A 16,597-nucleotide genomic window follows, 5' to 3' on the forward strand; every position below is an offset into this window, starting at 1 on the left:
AATGTCAATTGATATAGCGTGTTACACATCAATAAGTATTGATGATCTGAGGGAAAGGTTAAGTGTGGTGAGAGCAAAGTACGACCATCTCTTTGATGGTCCGTATCTTATGTTTGATCCACATACAATTTTAAGTCGCCAACAGCTTGCGCTGATTGATGATCGTGTTGAAAAATACAATCAAGAGACTAAGCTATTAATTGCTGAAGAGTTCGGCCTAAAAGAACCAATGTCTTATTTTTTGATTGCAGTCAATGATAAATCCTTCCCTGCGTTGAACACTTCTGAAGTAGCAGACATGCTCAGGAAAGAGTTAGGGGAGGAAAATATTATTGTGCTTTTAAATGGCGAAGATCTAATCTAGACCTTGTGGTGAATCCCGGCCAACTGGCCGGGGTCTTTGCTTCTACGCCTGAAATCCCCCATCTTCCCGCCGCTGCAACCGGATCACACCGGGTGCGGTGGTGATCTCCAGTTGTGCCACATCGGTGATCCCGGGCTCAATGATCCAGCCTCCGGCGATGATCAGCTCACCGTTCTGCCGTACCCAGTCCGCCCCCAAATCTTGCCGCTGCTGGCTGGCTTCACACAATGCGTCCCAGGTGGCTTCATCGGTGACGAGGGTGATCCACAGGCCATCGGGTCGGAGCGTGAGTTGTAACGGTGTGCCGGAGATAAAATCCAGCCCGGCCAGTGTGTTGCCGCTGATCGCCACTCTGGGACCGGTTGGGGTGTAAAGGTGATGTTCATGCTGCCCCCCTATCAACGTAGCGCCGAAAGTCGTCGCCCTCGAGCATCCTGCACAGGGCCTCATCGGGTTCGATGAGCAGCCGTTCCAGCATGTGGCGGAGACATAAACCAGGCACTGGCTGGTGGGCTGGCGCCTTATCTGTCAGCCGCGGTGAAAAAAGCCACGGGTGATAATATTGCTGCAAATACGGCAGGGCATGCACTTGTCGGTGGCGTTATTGCCTGGCTGCAAGGCGGTTCTGCGGCCGGGGGCGCAGCAGGTGCGGCAGCGGGAGAGTTGGCCGCAACAGCCATCGCCAGTGAGTTGTATCCGGGCATTGAACCCGGTAATCTGACCAATGAGCAAAAAGCCAATATCAGTGCGCTCAGCACGTTAGCCGTAGGTCTGGCAGGCGGGGTAGCCGGAGACTCGTCGTATGCGGCAGGCGCGGGTGCTGTTGGCGGTAAGGTGGCGGTGGAGAATAATGCGCTGAGTGTGCCGGAAAACCAAGACCGAGCCAAAGAAATGACTCAGTGTCAGGGAAGTGAGGCTTGCACCGCCGTAGTTGAGAAATACAAGAAGATTAACGCCGAACAGCATGAAAGTGTTGTGAACTGTACCGGCGCTCAAGACTGTGTCGATAAGGCTAATGAAGTCGGCAAGTTACAGGCAGATTACGCTAATCGTACCAACGAGTTGATGGAAAAAGCGCGGGCTAACGGTAGTTTAAGCCCGGAAGAACAGAACGTATTATCTATTCTTCAGGTCACTACTATCCAGTTGGAAGCAGACAGAAATGCGGCGATCCACAACGCGCTAATGTCTGGCGATTCATCTGAAGCGAAGCAGCTTGCTATCAATTCGCTAGCCCAGGTGGCAGGAACTAGCGCAGCGGGAATTGCGGCAGGGATCGGTAAAGGATCAGGGGCGAAAGAAACAACAGCGACGGGACAAAGCAGCACCATTGTGCCCGGCGGTGGATTGGCGGCCCATGAGAAAGCAGGTGGCCATTTGATTGATCGGCATGTAGGAAAAACTGAAGCGGAGTTATTTGATAGAGTGTCTACAGGCAATACAAAAACAGCATCTACATTTACTGATAGAGCTACAGCAGAAGCTGTGACAAGCAAAGTTATTGATAGCAATCAGTCGAAGATCCAGAGTTATTTATCTGGTAGCCAAAAGGTTTACCTGGAACTTGATTATCAATCTTCTACTGCTATTGGTATTAGTGTTACTCGCGGGGCTACAAGTGCTGTACCAGCCACAAATGCCAGAATTATCATTGGAAGAGATCCTTCAATGCCTGATGGGTATAAAATCATTACTGGGTATCCAACACCATGAGTATTAAAGAAAAGTATCCTTCTTTGTCATATCTGCTGAGGTGTTACTTTAACCAGGATTTTGAGGTGCTGTTTGGTAATGCGGATGAAACATTGGCTGCTTACAAAGCTACCGAGACTGCGGAGGAGCGGTTGCAGATGAAATCTGAAATAGATTATCTGCTGGCACTTTCTCTATCAGATGAAGAATTACAGGACATCCTTCTTAACAAAATTGATTGTAGCTATTATTACCCTAATGAATGGTCTTCTTCTGAAGAGTGGTTGAAGCATATATATAAAAAAATGAGCTGAAAAGCTCCCGGCCAACTGGCCGGGAGCTTTGCTTCTACGCCTGAAATCCCCCATCTTCCCGCCGCCGTAACCGGATCACACCGGGTGCGGCGCTGATCTCCAGTTGTGCCACATCGGTGATCCCGGGCTCAATGATCCAGCCTCCGGCGATGATCAGCTCACCGTTCTGCCGTACCCAGTCCGCCCCTAAATCTTGCCGCTGCTGACTGGCTTCACACAATGCGTTCCAGGTGGCTTCATCGGTGACGAGGGTGATCCACAGGCCATCGGGTCGGAGCGTGAGTTGTAACGGTGTGCCGGAGATAAAATCCAGCCCAGCCAGTGTGTTGCCGCTGATCGTCACTCTGGGACCGGTTGGGGTGTAAAGGTGATGTTCATGCTGCCCCCCTATCGACGTAGCGCCGAAAGTCGTCGCCCTCGAGCATCCTGCACAGGGCCTCATCGGGTTCGATGAGCAGCCGTTCCAGCATGTGGCGGAGACATAAACCAGGCACTGGCTGGTGGGCTGGCGCCTTATCTGTCAGCCGCGGTGAAAAAAGCCACGGGTGATAATATTGCTGCAAATACGGCAGGGCATGCACTTGTCGGTGGCGTTATTGCCTGGCTGTAAGGCGGTTCTGCGGCCGGGGGCGCAGCAGGTGCGGCAGCGGGAGAGTTGGCCGCAACAGCCATCGCCAGTGAGTTGTATCCGGGCATTGAGCCCGGTAATCTGACCAATGAGCAAAAAGCCAATATCAGTGCGCTCAGCACGTTAGCCGCAGGTCGGGTAGCCGGAGACTCGTCGTATGAGGCAGGCGCGGGTGTTGAGGGCGGTAAGCTGGTGACGGACATTGCCGGATTGCTGGCAGGCGGCGCCGGGATGTTAAAAGGTGGTGCGGTACTGACGGAGAAGGTTGTTGCTAAGGTTGCGGGTAAGGCTGAATCGGCAGTTGTAGACGCTGGTAAAACGGCTGGTACTACGGAAGCTATATCTTCAGGCAAACTCTCCGGCCCGGCAGAGAACTGGAAAAATTATACTTACGCTGAAACTGTTGCACAAACAACGGCAACCGGAAGGTTAGTCAATGCTGATAAGGCTGTAATCGATCCCAATAAAGTTACATCCTATGCTTTAAATACGGAGCATCCTACCGGAGGTAACAAAGCAAAAGTTTTTGAATCAGCGCTAGGTTATAACCAGTCAAATGCAGCGGATCTGATTGCGAAAGTACAGAAAGGTGTGAAGATGAATCCTGTAAAAATGGGGTCCTCAGATAAATTTGGTCAGCGAATGACTATTGACGTGCCGATTACTGGACCTAACGGAAATGCGGTAGTAGTAAGAACTGGCTGGATCTATGATGTGGTATCTACAACGCCGAGATTGACAACTATATACGTTAACAAATGAGGTCACTGGTGAGTTTTACACCGTTTGATGTTGTTACATTAAAGGTCGATGTGCCAGAAGAGAATTTGTATCGAGGGATGCAGGGCGTGGTTATCGACATCTATGAAAAACCAGAGAAAGCTTATGAAGTCGAGTTCTGTGACTCTGAAGGAAGGACTATCTCACAAATTGCATTACTCCCCGACCAAATAGCTTAAATACTTAAAATATTAAACCGGCCACGAGCCGGTTTTTTATTATTCGGATCTCCCCCAGCCGGATGATCACCGCGATCTTCTGCCCGGTCTCAAACCCCAGCGCCGCCATCCATTGCCCCTTCAGGGTGAGGATCGGTTACATCGTGAACTTCCGATGAGCCCGCACAGAACCTACGATGTAAAGTCAGTGGCAGGCTGCGGAAACGTCAGCCACAGGCCAGTGATACTGCTCAGCCATTGTTTCACCGTGCCACGCAAAAGTTGCAGATAACTTGCCTGAAGTCGCGGTTATGCGGGGGCTTACAGTTACAGAACAAGCAAATTAACTCTGGCTTCTGACACGCAGTGCCTCCAGCACCAGCGAAAATGCCGGAGAAGGCTGCTTACGGCTGGGATAATACAAATAATAGCCGGGAAACGGCTGGCACCAGGGTTCCAGCACGCGCACCAGACGCCCTTCCTTAAGATGGTCGCCAAACTCTTCTTCAGGCAGAAAAGCAATGCCCAGCCCGGCCAGTGCGGCATCAACAATATGTGATGTTGTATTAAATGTGAGCTGCCCGTTAACGCGCACGTTTAAATCGCCCCCATCCTGATCAAAATCCCAGACGTACAGCCCGCCAGACCTGATCTGGCGTTGATTAATACACTGGTGTTGCGTCAATTCATAGGGGGTTTTCGGCGCAGGATATCGCGCAAAATAGTCCGGAGAAGCCACCGCCGCCATGCGTAATTTGGGGCCAATCGGCAAGGCAATCATATCTTTATCAATGGTGTCGCCAAGCCGTACTCCCGCATCGAAACGGTCCGCGACAATATCGCGAAAGCCGTGGTTGGCATCGAATTCGATATGAATATCCGGATATTCGCGCAAAAGTGGCGTTAGCTTGGGGAGCAGAGTGGTGTGCAAAACATCAGGGCCGCAGGTGATGCGTACCGTTCCGGCTGGCTTGTCGCGCAGTTCGGTTAACATATCCAGCTCGGTTTCAATTTCATCAATGCGGGTGCCGATGGCTTGTAACAGGCGTTCGCCCGCGGCAGTGGGTGATACGCTGCGGGTGGTTCGCGTCAGCAGGCGAATTTGCAAGCGATCTTCCAGCGCTGAAATCGCCTGGCTGAGAGCGGGTTGAGTCACGCCAAGATGCGCAGCTGCGCGGGTAAAGCTGCCTTCACGCGCGACCGTAACAAAGTAAACCAGGTCATTAAGATTGCGCTTCATCAGCGTTCCTCTCATTATTTATAAGCAACACTTATAAGCCCATTAAGTATTCATTAGCTAGTAACCTTACTCCCGAAGTGTAAAATTTCCAACCAGTGATTACTGCGCAATCGCGATTACGCGCTGTTGGTTTTTCTGACTATTTATTTTGACGTTATTCCTCTGAATAGCGTCCGGCCCCGGCTTGCCTGAAAACGGTCGGGGATTTAACGGGAGCTGGCGATTATGTCTATATTGTCGAATGAGGCATCACATCACAAACAACACGCGTACTGGAGCGGCGTCTTTGCGATGACGTTATGCGTCTTTGTGCTGGTTGCATCGGAATTTATGCCGGTCAGTCTGCTATCGCCGATTGCCGCAGATTTAGGCGTTTCGCAAGGGCTGGCAGGGCAGGGAATCGCGATTTCCGGGGCGCTGGCTGTCATGACCAGTCTCTCGCTGTCCACCATTGCCAGAAATGTTAACCGCAAATTTTTATTGTTGGCGATGACGGCTTTGATGGCAGTCTCTGGTGTGATTATCGCTTCAGCGCCCAATTACCTGGTGTATATGGTCGGGCGCGCCCTGATAGGTGTCGCGATTGGCGGATTCTGGTCGATGTCTGCCGCCACCGCAATACGCATGGTGCCGCAGCATCTGGTGCCGCGGGCGCTGGCAATCTTTAACGGCGGTAATGCCCTTGCCACCGTCGTTGCTGCACCGCTTGGCAGTTATCTGGGTTCGATTATTGGCTGGCGCGGAGCTTTTTTTTGTCTGGTTCCGATCGCAGTTATCGCCTTTATCTGGCAGTACATCAGCCTGCCTGGGATGAAAACGGATCAGAACCGTCAATCCGAAGGCACGGTTTTTCGTCTGTTTGCTAACCCGCTGGTAGTGGTCGGGCTTGCAGCCTGCGGAATATTTTTTATGGGGCAGTTTTCCTTGTTTACCTATTTACGACCGTTTCTTGAAACGGTGACGCGGGTAAATATCGCCATGCTCTCTCTTATTTTGCTGACCATCGGCGTGGCGGGCTTTATTGGTACGCTGGTGATAACCGTGTTTTTAAAATCCGCTTTTTATCCCACGCTGATAGCCATTCCTTTACTGATGGCCGCAGTTGCCGGCGCGCTGATCGCTTTTGGTCACAGCGTATTCATTGTTGCTCCGCTGCTGGGTTTATGGGGGCTGATCGCCACTGCTGCACCGACCGGCTGGTGGACGTGGATAGCCAGAACGCTGCCGAATGATGCCGAAGCGGGCGGTGGACTGATGGTGGCGATAGTGCAGCTGTCCATTGCATTCGGCTCAACGGTTGGCGGCTTCGCCTTCGACCACAGCGGCTATCAAAGCACTTTCATCATCAGCGCGGCTCTGTTGATTATCGCTGCCGCGCTGACTTTATTGACCTCTCGTAAAGAGATTACTCAAACCAACTGAGGATGCCACAGTGAGAAAATTTACCCTGCTGTTAGGGCTGTTGATTGGCTCGTTTGCTGCAACAGCCGCCGATATGTCTGAGGGAGCGGATAATTTTTATAAAAGCGATAAGGTTACCCAGCAAAAGGTCACCTTTAAAAATCAGTATCAAATGACCGTCACCGGTAATCTGTTTATACCGAAAGATCTGGATCAAAAAGCCAAAAATCCGGCGATTATCGTCGGGCATCCGATGGGCGCAGTTAAAGAACAAAGCTCAAATCTTTACGCCCAGAAGCTGGCAGAACAAGGTTTTGTTACGCTGGCTATCGATCTTTCCTTCTGGGGAGAAAGTGAGGGGCAGCCGCGTAATGCCGTCTCGCCTGATATCTATGCCGAAGATTTCAGCGCGGCAGTGGATTACCTCGGGACACGCCCGTTTATCGACCGTAATCGTATCGGCGTGTTGGGTATTTGCGGCAGCGGCAGCTTTGTTATCAGCGCGGCGAAAATCGATCCGCGCATGAAGGCGATTGCTACCGTCAGCATGTATGACATGGGATCGGCTAACCGCAACGCGCTTAACCACTCATTAACGCTGGAACAGCGTAAACAGATTATCGCCGCAGCAGCAGAGCAGCGTTATAGCGAGTTCACCGGTGGCGAAACTCAATACACCAGCGGCACGGTACATAAAATCGATGAAAATTCTTCAGCGATTGAGAAAGAGTTTTATGATTTCTACCGTACTCCGCGCGGCGAGTTTACCCCAGAGGGCACCACTCCGCAGCTGACGACGCATCCAACACTGACCAGCAATGTGAAGTTTATGAATTTCTATCCGTTTAACGATATTGAAACTATCTCACCGCGTCCAATGCTGTTTATCACTGGTGATCAGGCGCATTCGAAGGAGTTCAGCGAGGATGCTTATAAACGCGCGGGGCAGCCTAAAGAGCTGTATATCGTACCGGGTGCCGGGCATGTGGATCTCTATGACCGTACCGATCTGATTCCTTTTGCCAGGCTGACATCATTCTTTCAGGCAAATCTGAAGTAAAACCTCGTTACCAGCCTCTTATTGGCAGAGGCTGGTATTAAGTGGCGTGTGTCCGGCGCAGTCCATTACAAAACGTCATGAAGAAATAAGCAGAGTCTGCTGCTTCGCAAACAACGCCGAGAACCAGTCGGTAAATACCCTAACCTTTGGTGAAAGATAGCGCCGATCCGGATAAAGCACCGAAACAGGCTTGGTTACCGTCGCGTATTCAGCCAGCAGTTCAATTAGCTTTCCGGACTGAATATGCGGTTCCAGCGCGGTGCGCAGGGCGTGAAGCATTCCCAGCCCGGCCAGCCCACAGGAAATCAGCACGTCAGAGTTGTTGACCAGCATATTGCTGCCTGGGCGACGCGAGACAATCTCTCCGTCGATAGCGTAATTCCAGTCCATCACTTCACGACTGTGCTCGCTGAAAAAATTTACCGCTTTGTGATGTACCAGATCGTCAGGTGTCAGCGGAACGCCCTGTCGGGCGAGATAGGAGGGGGCCGCGCAGGTTGCCATCGACACGTTGCCGACTCGGCGAGAAATAAAGCTCGAATCCTCCAGCTCACCCAGCCGGATCACACAGTCGATACCTTCTGAAACGAAATCCGTGATCCTGTCTGAAGCGGTGAGGACCAGTTCAATTTCAGGATAAAGCGTCTGAAATTCGCTTAATGCCGGCACCAGAATGGCATGCGTCAGCGCCAGCGGCGCATCAACGCGCAGGCGACCGCGCGGCGGCTGAGTGGGTGAAAAAGAAGCCATCATGTCGCTGACATCAGCCAGAACCAACTTAGAACGCTGATAAATTTCCTCTCCTTCTTCCGTTACGCTCAGTCTGCGTGTCGTACGGTGCAGGATCTTAACGCCGAGTTCGTCCTCCAGTTGCTGGATGGCCTTACTCACCGCCGGACGGTGCATCTGTAGCCTGTCTGCGGCTTTGGAGAAGCTTCCGGATTCCACTACCTGAGCGAAAATCTTCATCAGTTCGAGCATGTTGGATTGCATGTTAAACGGGTGCTCCACAGCGTAATTTCAGTAACACGGATAAGGCGGATTATAAACCTTCTCACTCCAGTCACAGGATTGTTTCCGCTGTGATAACACTGAATTACCAGCTGACCGCTTTTTCCCTCGGGCTGGCAAACTTATGCTGACGGCATCTTAAGTTCACTAAGTGGGAAGCAGACAAAATGAAAGCATGGTTATTGAAAGATTTCGGTCTCGAGAATTTGCAGCCTGAAGAAGTGCCGACACCCCAGCCGGGGCCGGGGGAATTGCTGGTTAAAGTGGGTGCGGTTTCCCTGAATTTTCGCGATAAAGCCATCGTTGAAAGGTTTTATGAGCCGCACCTGGTGCCTAAACCCCTGATTCCGGTCTCTGATGCAGCAGGTACCGTTGTCGCTGTAGGTGAGGGGGTAACACGTTTCAGCGCTGGCGATCGGGTAAATTCGCATCTCTATTCCCGCTGGCTTGACGGTGCGCCGGCGGCAGATGAACCGGCCTGGTGCATCGGGATGCCGCTGCCGGGCGGCCTCGCTGAATATATGATTATTCATGAAAACAGCGCGGTTAGCGCCCCGGACAGTATGACGGATGAAGAAGCCGCCACATTGCCGATTGCCGCACTGACGGCATGGTACGCCTTGATGGATGTCGGCAAACTGCAGCCTGGTCAGACGGTGCTGGTGCAGGGAACCGGCGGCGTATCGGTTTTCGCCACGCAAATAGCACACGCTTACGGGGCACGAGTTATTGCCACTTCCAGCAGTGACGCCAACCTTGAACGAATTAAGTTGCTCGGTGCAGATGAAGGAATTAACTATAAAACGCATCCAGACTGGCAGCATAAAGTGCTTGAGCTTACCGAGGGCAGAGGAGCAGATATCACGGTAGAAGTCGCGGGTGGTGACGGTATCAATCAGTCCGTTGCGGCGACAAAAGTTGCCGGAACGGTCGCGCAGGTCGGGTTTCTGACCGGCCAGACGGCGCAGCTCGATCTTATGCCGGTGATTTTCCGCCAGACCACCCTTCGCGGGATTGCGGTTGCACCACGTTCTTCATTCGATCGCATGAATCCGTTTCTGAATGAGCATAATATTAAGCCGGTTATTGAGCATGTTTATGATTTTGACCACGTCATTGACGCCTTTAAGCATCTTTCACGTGGCGCATTTGGCAAAATCGTTATTAAAGTTTCTGATGAATAAAAAATAACCGTTATTCATATTTCGACCAGAAGTATAATTCAAAAATAAACGGCTGAAGATGCCATTGTTACCGTCACGAGAAGTTTATGGCAATTGGCTCTTCAGCAGTTTACCGTACAGCAGGTTTATCCAGCGGACAGAAATTGCACTTATTATCCTAAGGCCATGCCGTTCAGGGGATTGGCCAGAGATAATGATGACGAAATAAGCCATCCGAATTTAGCGATAAATTTCTGCGACCCCGTGCAGTTTGTTCTGGCCTGAGGTGGATAATATTTTGAACGACGTAGCGCCTTTCTCACTCGCCTTGAGTGATAATGCAGCTGACAAATCATCAAGCGTATAAGCATTACTGGCGGAAACCACGCCAATCTTCTCTTTTCCGCTGGTGTCATTGACCGGTTGAGCAGCCATTGCCGTACTAAAGGAACCCATACCCATAATAACTGTGGCGATCAGTAAAGATTTCATAATAATAACCTCATAAAAGTAAAAAAAATGTCGAAAAGTTTAGCGTGTCTGCTTTAAAGAGACGCATTTAATTACTGTGCATCTTAGTGACTGAATATACGCTGCTTAACTGTCGGGGTGCTGACGCTAATCTGACATCTTTGTCAGATTAGCGATTAAATTACTTTTTGGTTTTTTTTTGAACGATGCGCCGGGCTAATGTCAGATTTTCTTTGTCACTGATATCAGCTATAAAGTCAGAATGACTGGCTTTGCCAGCAGCCTATACATTTTGTCTTTCAGGCTATATCAGTTAAGGAAATCTGCCATGCTTAAAGAAAACTTCAATGAACTCCAGATCTTCCTGGTTGTTGCCAGAGAGCGAAGTTTTACCAAAGCAGCGGCTAAACTTGGCGTCTCGCAATCGGCATTAAGCCATGCGATGAAGGCATTAGAAAAACGTCTGAATATCCGCCTTCTCACACGTACCACCCGCAGTGTGGCACCGACAGAGGCCGGTGAACGAATTATCACCTGCCTCGAACCCCGTCTTGCCGATCTGGAACAGGAGCTGGAAGCCCTGATTCAATTAAATGGCACGGCGTCAGGCAATATTCGCCTGACTGCTGGCGAGCATGCTGCACGCAGCTTGCTGTGGCCAAAACTGAAACCTTTCCTGAGAGAATATCCTGAAATTAATATCGAGCTGGTGGTCGATAATGGATTCGTCAATATTGTTGATGGCCGTTACGATGCCGGTATCCGGCTGGGTGAGAGTGTCGATAAGGATATGGTTGCGGTCAGAATCGGCCCCGATATGCGTATGGCGGTGGTGGCGGCTCCGGCTTATTTGGCCACGCAGAGTATTCCGCAGACGCCGCATGATTTACAGCATCACCGCTGTATTAACATGCGGCTGCCGACGTTGGGCAGCCTGTATCATTGGGAGTTTGAGAAAGAAGGGAAACCGCTGCGCGTCAGGGTAGAGGGGCAACTGACATTTAACCTGTTATCCGAAAGAATTGATGCGGTTACCTGCGGGTTTGGCATTGCTTGCGTGCCGGAAGATATGATTCAGGATGAACTTAAATCAGGCGCGCTTATCCAGATTCTGCAGGAGTGGTGTCCGACATTTCCGGGCTATTACCTCTATTATCCCAGCCGCAAGCAGCATCCTCCGGCTTTTGCGTTGTTAATCGAGGCGCTGCGACATTCTGCTTAACGCCCGGCGACACCTTTCGCGGCATCGCCGGATGCTGAGTCTCAGACGTCGAGTCTACGGCCGGTGAGCCACTCGACCATCGCCGGATCGCGATGAGAGAAGAACGCGCTGGTGGCGCTATCCAGTGCGGTGATTTGTATCAGCTCTTCCTCGGTCAGCGCAAAGTCCAGCACATCAATATTTTCGGCCATTCGCTGTTTGCGTACCGATTTTGCCAGCGAAACGATGCCGCGTTGATAAATCCAGCGCAGTACTACCTGGCCGACACTTTTGCCATACCGTTCGCCAATGGCGGTTAACAGCGGATGCTGGAACAGGCCATTTTTCCCCTCGGCAAACGGTGCCCAGGCTTCTGGCTGAATGCCACGGCTCTTCATCCACGGCACTGCATGGAGTTGCTGATTGAACGGATTGACTTCCACCTGGTTAACCGCAGGCACTACCTTATTGAAAGCGATCAAATCGGCGAGCCTGTCGGGTTGAAAGTTGCTGACGCCGATTGCACGGATTTTACCGGCCTGATGCAACTCTTCCATCGCACGCCACGCGCCATGAACATCGCCATAAGGCTGATGAATCAGATAAAGATCGACGTAGTCCAGCTGCAGACGATTCAGCGAGCGCTCAAACTGTGCTTTTGCACCTTCGTAATGGGCATCCTGCAACCATAATTTAGTGGTAACAAACAGCTCTTCGCGCGCAATGCCGCTGTGCTTCAGCGCATTCCCAACCTGAGTTTCATTCTGGTAGGAGGCGGCGGTATCAATCAGCCGGTAGCCGGTCTCAATGGCATCGATAACCGCGCGCTCGCACTCTGCGGCATCCGTCATCTGAAAGACACCAAAGCCCAGCAGGGGCATATCCATACCGTTGTTCAGTTTTACTGTTTGCATGACGTAATCCTTAGCTGTTGTGTACTTAAAGCATAACGCAAGGGTATTTATTAGATTAGAGGGCGTAATAAGCTAGGGCTAATTAGCAGAGTTCATTAATCATCGGAACTCTGCTCCGTAACTGCACGCTACTGCAGATTTTTTTCCTGCAGAAATTTGCTGACCTGGTCGGCAATCTGCACATTGTTCAGATCGGAGAACGGGAAGTGAGTGTTTCCTTTAATGCCAATTTCAGGCAAATGGATAACCGTAACATCGCCACCGTGTTTATTGACCACATCGCGCCATTCCCGCGCCATCGCCAGACGCACCCGCCAGCTATCCTGGGCAGGCATTGCCGTCGGTTTTTGCGGAATGTTATCGCCATAAAAAATCAGAATCGGGATTTTGGTCAACGCCATAAATTGATCCCGTGGAACGGGTTCACCTTGCAGCGTATCGAATGCGCTGGGCATCGGAGCAGGTAGCTCGTTTTCGGGAAACACAAAGCTGCTGCCGGGTTCAAAAGCGACAATGGCTTTTACCTTGTGATTTTTCATCGCGGTATACCAGCCCGGACCGCCGCCCTGAGAGTGGGTGAACAGGATGGCCGGGCCGGTTTTATCCACCACCGCCGACAGGGCATCGGAGATAACCTTAAGATCAAAAGGGCCGGTATTCGGCGTCATCTGGCGGAAAAACTGATTCAGCGCTTCTTTATCATGAGAAAACTGAACGTCTTTAAAAAAGTCAGGCCAGACGCCGAGACGAAACTGGTTGAACCATAGCTGCTCATCCGGTTTTGGCGTCACCGTTGCTTCAACCATGCTGCGTCCTGCGTTACCGCGACGCGGTTGATCGACCAGATACGTTGAGAAACCGCGGCGCAGGAAAATGTTCTGGAAACCTTCGCGGCCATCCGGTGTGCTTTCCCAGGTGCGGGAAAACTGCCCGGCACCGTGCAGCATAATTAGCGGCTCGGTAACCGCTGACTGTGCAGTAAATCCGGCGGTCATCAGGTACGCAAAAACGACGATATTAAAGACGTTTAAGAAATAGAAACGTTGCTTTACTGGGATATCTCTGACATTTTTGCCCGCAAAAAATTGCAAAATGCACTGCATGTCACCAGCATAAACTTAGCATCAGCATATGAGGGATGCTTTGAATCTTCGGTTAGCGCATGGCGAATACCACCACTGTCACTGGTATAGCCATAAAGCTGTAAGAATGCTCGCTTTAACGCAGGGTGAAAAGAACACATTTTTTCCAGTTCAGCCAGTGCATCACTAAACTTTTTCGTGTTACTCCCAGCTAATGTGGCGCACAAGCTTTCTACGGCAGAAATCGATTCTTTGATCGAATTACGATAATCAGGGCACTTTCGATCAGCCAGCAGTGATAATGCTACCTGAAAATGGTACGTCACTGCTTTACCATTTTCCTCAAGCGCGATTTCTATAGCGTTGATTTCGTTAATATCGCTGATAGCAACCAATTGAGAACCAACGTATCTGTATGCTGCATTCTCACGCTCCAGCATACGGTTGAGGAAATTTACAGCATTGGCTTTTGTATCTTCCGACAGTTCAAGCTCATTGAATATGAATTCTGTAAAATCATAGATTTGCCACCACTTGGTTTTCTCGTCTAAAAAGAATTTACGGCAGATAGCATGTGCGCAATTATCAGCTAATCGACCGTATAGGTCCTGATAGAAAAAAGATGGACATGTATCAATGGGTAGTTTGAATAGAGAAAACCAAACTTTTTTCGCAATATCGTCCAACTGGTGAGAAATTTCGTATCCATTTTGATCCCAAAAACAAACCTGTAAAACGTTCCAGAGTCCACAACGTAAGTCGTCATCCATTGACTCAAGTTGAATCGCCTTTTTTAACGGAGTTATTCCCATGCGCTGAGAAAAAAGAGCCATCTTTCCACCTTGTAACAAACAATTTTCAGTGTGAATGATGATTGGAATTTCCTTTAGTGTCCAGAATTGCTCCGGTTGAAGTTACACCACATCAACTTTCAGTTCCTTCACTTAACCGCTGTTACGAACAAACACATGTCGTAGCCTGGTTGCCAGCCGCTGAACGGATAAATGGCTAAACCTGCCAGCTCAATTTATTTGCCTGCCATTAGCTGCGGTGTGCCCATCATCGTCAGAGAGCCGCATTGCTGATGTTCGTTGTGGCTGACCAGCCCAGAATCAGCCTTAATGGGGGCTCTATCTGGATCGCTGACGCGGCTGTTGACCTTCAGTAAATCTGTGCCGTTGATCTTGCCACCCTTGGTCTGTTTCTCGCTTAAATTAGACTCATAGACGATCAGCTTTTTGCTTCTGCTTTATGGTGTTTCACTTTCGGAAACTTGTAGACCATGTTGAGGTATTGCGCAGAGAAAAACAGGTTATATCCTGTGACTTAAGTTGTTTAATCGATTCCAGGCCGCGCAGCGTGCTCAGATGGAAGAAAATTAACTTGTCGCTAACTACCTTCGCTGCATAGCCATACTCGCTGGCCAGCTCAAGCCCGTCTCTTCATACAGCGTCGCCCGATCTATATTGATGGTTTCAATACTGCCGATCAGCATTAGCTGATACTTTTTGGCGATAAGCCCGGCAATGCCTGCTAGCGTAATATTCTCAAAACCACGACTGGATTTTATCCTTAAGGGGTTGCTAACCGCATTAAAGATATTCACGGCATGGCCGATTATCTCAGCCAGTATCCAGGCGTAGATGCTGAACGCATTGGCCTGCTGGGTATCTGCGGCGGCGGCGGTTATTCGTTAAAAGCCGCCCAGACAGACAAACGTTTTAAAGCGCTGGCGACGTTGAGCATGTTTGACTCCGGGCTGGTGCGCCGTAACGGTGATCAGGATTCCCAGCTCGCAACTATTCAGCAACGCCTGCAGCAAGCCTCAGAGGCGCGTGCCAAAGAAGTGGCCACCGGGGAAATAACGTACACCGGCGATGCCAGGCTGACCGACGAACAAATTGCGAAACTGCCGTTCGATCTTTATCGCCAGGGCTTTGAGTACTACGGCAAAACTCACGCGCATCCCAATTCAACTTTTCGCTATACCATGAGCAGCCTGCTTGATTTGGTGCGCTTTGATGCCCAAAGCAATATGGATCTGATTCATCAACCGCTGCTGATGATGGCCGGCACCAAAGCCGATTCGCTTTACATGACGGAAGGCGCGTTTAAAAAAGCCAGTGGAACGCCTGACAAACAGCTGTTCCTGATTGATGGCGCCACCCATATCGAAACTTACTGGGTGCCTCGCTATGTTGACCAGGCGGTAAACCAGCTCAATATTTTTTTCGATAAGAATATTTAATCCAGGTTTTATCACTGGCGTACGCGAGCAGAAATAAGCGTTATTTTGCAATCGATAATAGGTAACTACTATTATCGATTTATAAGCCGCTGATAAGGCATTTGATTAGATAGACCCTATGAGAAAATCTCATTAATGATCGGCGTAGTGGCACACAGCATTTATTATTTAATTAGGGTGTGACTGAAGTAATCCTTCGCCGTTTAGCTATTTATTACCTCAGTCTTTCGCTTGCAAGATGATAAACATCACTGTGTTCACGTTTACCCACGGCGACAACAGCGATAATTAACCTATCGTCTATCACCTGATAGACCAGACGAAAACCAGAAGCGCGAAGTTTGATTTTATAGCAATCTTTCATTCCATGTAATTTTGCAGTATCTGTGTGGGGGTTTTCACAGCATTTCTTCAGCTTTTTTGCGAATTGCTGTTGCAGGGGCTTATCCAGCTTATGCCATTCCCTCAGCGCATCCTCCCTAAATCTGACCGTGTAATTCATAGATAGCTATCCAAATCCACATGGTGTAGCGGTTGGTTGCTGCGTTCGTTTACCAGCTTTGCCAGTTCGTGATTATCCAGCGCTTCAAGCATGCGCTCGTAGAGTTCGGCGGGTATACAGTAGAAAGCGGGTTGATTACGATTCAGGATCGCCACCGGAAAGCCGTTACCTGCACTGACCGTAGCCATAGGGTTTTTCTTCAGTTCGCTGATGCTGGCACTGGTATCGCTCAGGATTATGTTAGGCATCGCATACCTTAATTAAACACCGTTACACAAGTCTTGATAGTAGCCATGAAAAAACCTGTTAACAAGTCTCCTGGCGGGTTGCTACGCTGACCTTTGTGCTGCGCCCGTTTAACAACGGCA

At 50.1% G+C, this 16,597-nt stretch carries 17 protein-coding genes and 5 pseudogenes; 10 read left to right on the top strand and 12 right to left on the bottom strand.

Annotated features, from left to right (window positions below; genetic code table 11):
• Position 1 precedes the first annotated feature (1 nt).
• The gene (locus RIN69_RS06315; RefSeq protein ID WP_223664847.1) at positions 2–364 is read left to right on the top strand and encodes a hypothetical protein; all 363 of its coding nucleotides are present in this window, start codon (positions 2–4) and stop codon (positions 362–364) included.
• A 42-nt stretch (positions 365–406) separates the two neighbouring features.
• Here the strand turns inward: RIN69_RS06315 and RIN69_RS06320 are convergent.
• Positions 407–750: pseudogene (locus tag RIN69_RS06320) on the bottom strand (hypothetical protein).
• Positions 751–901: 151 nt separating this feature from the next.
• Between RIN69_RS06320 and RIN69_RS06325 the strand changes: the two are divergent.
• A complete protein-coding gene (locus tag RIN69_RS06325; protein WP_313856305.1) occupies positions 902–2,077 on the top strand; it encodes an RNase A-like domain-containing protein in 1,176 nt (391 codons plus the stop codon).
• On the top strand, positions 2,074–2,370 hold the full coding sequence (locus RIN69_RS06330; RefSeq protein WP_313856306.1) for a contact-dependent growth inhibition system immunity protein: 297 nt from the start codon (positions 2,074–2,076) through the stop codon (positions 2,368–2,370). Before RIN69_RS06325 ends, RIN69_RS06330 begins: the two co-directional genes overlap by 4 nt.
• A 34-nt stretch (positions 2,371–2,404) precedes the next feature.
• Here RIN69_RS06330 and RIN69_RS06335 read toward each other — a convergent pair.
• Positions 2,405–2,748 (bottom strand): annotated as a pseudogene (locus tag RIN69_RS06335) (hypothetical protein).
• A gap of 277 nt (positions 2,749–3,025) precedes the next feature.
• Here RIN69_RS06335 and RIN69_RS06340 point away from each other — a divergent pair.
• Positions 3,026–3,760, top strand: coding sequence for a DUF6883 domain-containing protein (locus RIN69_RS06340; RefSeq protein ID WP_313856307.1), 735 nt, complete (start codon positions 3,026–3,028; stop codon positions 3,758–3,760).
• 8 nt (positions 3,761–3,768) lie between these two features.
• On the top strand, positions 3,769–3,957 hold the full coding sequence (locus tag RIN69_RS06345; protein ID WP_313856308.1) for a DUF4926 domain-containing protein: 189 nt from the start codon (positions 3,769–3,771) through the stop codon (positions 3,955–3,957).
• Between the two features lie 4 nt (positions 3,958–3,961).
• Here RIN69_RS06345 and RIN69_RS06350 read toward each other — a convergent pair whose 3' ends face one another.
• Complete coding sequence (locus tag RIN69_RS06350; RefSeq protein WP_313856310.1) at positions 3,962–4,066, bottom strand: hypothetical protein; 105 nt, start codon at positions 4,064–4,066, stop codon at positions 3,962–3,964.
• A 213-nt stretch (positions 4,067–4,279) separates the two neighbouring features.
• Positions 4,280–5,176 carry a LysR family transcriptional regulator gene (locus RIN69_RS06355; RefSeq protein ID WP_313856311.1) on the bottom strand — a complete coding sequence of 299 codons (897 nt, stop codon included), beginning with the start codon at positions 5,174–5,176 and terminating at the stop codon, positions 4,280–4,282.
• 225 nt (positions 5,177–5,401) lie between these two features.
• Here RIN69_RS06355 and RIN69_RS06360 point away from each other — a divergent pair, with 225 nt between their 5' ends.
• Entirely contained in the window at positions 5,402–6,598 is a 1,197-nt protein-coding gene (locus RIN69_RS06360; RefSeq protein WP_313856313.1) for an MFS transporter, read from the top strand.
• Between the two features lie 10 nt (positions 6,599–6,608).
• On the top strand, positions 6,609–7,637 hold the full coding sequence (locus tag RIN69_RS06365) for an alpha/beta hydrolase (protein WP_313856314.1): 1,029 nt from the start codon (positions 6,609–6,611) through the stop codon (positions 7,635–7,637).
• Positions 7,638–7,712: 75 nt separating this feature from the next.
• Here the strand turns inward: RIN69_RS06365 and RIN69_RS06370 are convergent, their stop codons facing one another.
• On the bottom strand, positions 7,713–8,630 hold the full coding sequence (locus tag RIN69_RS06370) for a LysR family transcriptional regulator (RefSeq protein WP_313856315.1): 918 nt from the start codon (positions 8,628–8,630) through the stop codon (positions 7,713–7,715).
• Positions 8,631–8,815: 185 nt separating this feature from the next.
• On the opposite strand from RIN69_RS06370, the gene RIN69_RS06375 reads away from it, so the two are divergent.
• Positions 8,816–9,832: a zinc-dependent alcohol dehydrogenase family protein gene (locus RIN69_RS06375; protein ID WP_313856316.1), complete on the top strand. Its 1,017-nt coding sequence runs from the start codon at positions 8,816–8,818 to the stop codon at positions 9,830–9,832.
• A 219-nt stretch (positions 9,833–10,051) separates the two neighbouring features.
• Here the strand turns inward: RIN69_RS06375 and RIN69_RS06380 are convergent, their stop codons facing one another.
• On the bottom strand, positions 10,052–10,303 hold the full coding sequence (locus RIN69_RS06380) for a YdgH/BhsA/McbA family protein (RefSeq protein WP_313856317.1): 252 nt from the start codon (positions 10,301–10,303) through the stop codon (positions 10,052–10,054).
• 307 nt (positions 10,304–10,610) lie between these two features.
• Between RIN69_RS06380 and RIN69_RS06385 the strand changes: the two genes are divergently transcribed.
• Positions 10,611–11,504: a LysR family transcriptional regulator gene (locus RIN69_RS06385; protein ID WP_313856318.1), complete on the top strand. Its 894-nt coding sequence runs from the start codon at positions 10,611–10,613 to the stop codon at positions 11,502–11,504.
• 41 nt (positions 11,505–11,545) lie between these two features.
• Here RIN69_RS06385 and RIN69_RS06390 read toward each other — a convergent pair whose 3' ends face one another.
• From RIN69_RS06390 to RIN69_RS06405, 4 genes and pseudogenes are all read right to left on the bottom strand, one after another.
• Complete coding sequence (locus tag RIN69_RS06390; RefSeq protein ID WP_313856319.1) at positions 11,546–12,397, bottom strand: aldo/keto reductase; 852 nt, start codon at positions 12,395–12,397, stop codon at positions 11,546–11,548.
• A 128-nt stretch (positions 12,398–12,525) separates the two neighbouring features.
• Positions 12,526–13,353, bottom strand: a pseudogene (locus RIN69_RS06395) (alpha/beta hydrolase); the annotation flags it as partial.
• A 92-nt stretch (positions 13,354–13,445) separates the two neighbouring features.
• The gene (locus RIN69_RS06400) at positions 13,446–14,312 is read right to left on the bottom strand and encodes an AbiJ-NTD4 domain-containing protein (RefSeq protein ID WP_313856320.1); all 867 of its coding nucleotides are present in this window, start codon (positions 14,310–14,312) and stop codon (positions 13,446–13,448) included.
• Positions 14,313–14,426: 114 nt separating this feature from the next.
• Positions 14,427–15,079 (bottom strand): annotated as a pseudogene (locus tag RIN69_RS06405) (phage late control D family protein); the annotation flags it as partial.
• Between RIN69_RS06405 and RIN69_RS06410 the strand changes: the two are divergent.
• A pseudogene (locus RIN69_RS06410) lies at positions 15,062–15,727 on the top strand (alpha/beta hydrolase); the annotation flags it as partial. The pseudogenes RIN69_RS06405 and RIN69_RS06410 overlap by 18 nt on opposite strands.
• Before the next feature lie 214 nt (positions 15,728–15,941).
• Here RIN69_RS06410 and RIN69_RS06415 read toward each other — a convergent pair.
• On the bottom strand, positions 15,942–16,229 hold the full coding sequence (locus RIN69_RS06415) for a type II toxin-antitoxin system RelE family toxin (protein WP_313856321.1): 288 nt from the start codon (positions 16,227–16,229) through the stop codon (positions 15,942–15,944).
• Positions 16,226–16,477, bottom strand: coding sequence for a type II toxin-antitoxin system Phd/YefM family antitoxin (locus tag RIN69_RS06420; RefSeq protein ID WP_313856322.1), 252 nt, complete (start codon positions 16,475–16,477; stop codon positions 16,226–16,228). The genes RIN69_RS06415 and RIN69_RS06420 overlap by 4 nt, the downstream gene beginning before the upstream one ends.
• Positions 16,478–16,597: the final 120 nt, after the last annotated feature.

This window comes from Winslowiella toletana (genome assembly GCF_032164335.1).
GTDB lineage: Bacteria > Pseudomonadota > Gammaproteobacteria > Enterobacterales > Enterobacteriaceae > Erwinia > Erwinia toletana_A.

Coding starts and splice junctions, on each gene's coding strand:
- RIN69_RS06315 (WP_223664847.1), top strand. CDS start 2: ATGTCAATTGATATAGCGTGTTACACATCAATAAGTATTGATGATCTG.
- RIN69_RS06330 (WP_313856306.1), top strand. CDS start 2,074: ATGAGTATTAAAGAAAAGTATCCTTCTTTGTCATATCTGCTGAGGTGT.
- RIN69_RS06350 (WP_313856310.1), bottom strand. CDS start 4,066: ATGGCGGCGCTGGGGTTTGAGACCGGGCAGAAGATCGCGGTGATCATC.
- RIN69_RS06355 (WP_313856311.1), bottom strand. CDS start 5,176: ATGAAGCGCAATCTTAATGACCTGGTTTACTTTGTTACGGTCGCGCGT.
- RIN69_RS06360 (WP_313856313.1), top strand. CDS start 5,402: ATGTCTATATTGTCGAATGAGGCATCACATCACAAACAACACGCGTAC.
- RIN69_RS06370 (WP_313856315.1), bottom strand. CDS start 8,630: ATGCAATCCAACATGCTCGAACTGATGAAGATTTTCGCTCAGGTAGTG.
- RIN69_RS06375 (WP_313856316.1), top strand. CDS start 8,816: ATGAAAGCATGGTTATTGAAAGATTTCGGTCTCGAGAATTTGCAGCCT.
- RIN69_RS06380 (WP_313856317.1), bottom strand. CDS start 10,303: ATGAAATCTTTACTGATCGCCACAGTTATTATGGGTATGGGTTCCTTT.
- RIN69_RS06385 (WP_313856318.1), top strand. CDS start 10,611: ATGCTTAAAGAAAACTTCAATGAACTCCAGATCTTCCTGGTTGTTGCC.
- RIN69_RS06390 (WP_313856319.1), bottom strand. CDS start 12,397: ATGCAAACAGTAAAACTGAACAACGGTATGGATATGCCCCTGCTGGGC.
- RIN69_RS06400 (WP_313856320.1), bottom strand. CDS start 14,312: ATGGCTCTTTTTTCTCAGCGCATGGGAATAACTCCGTTAAAAAAGGCG.
- RIN69_RS06415 (WP_313856321.1), bottom strand. CDS start 16,229: ATGAATTACACGGTCAGATTTAGGGAGGATGCGCTGAGGGAATGGCAT.
- RIN69_RS06420 (WP_313856322.1), bottom strand. CDS start 16,477: ATGCCTAACATAATCCTGAGCGATACCAGTGCCAGCATCAGCGAACTG.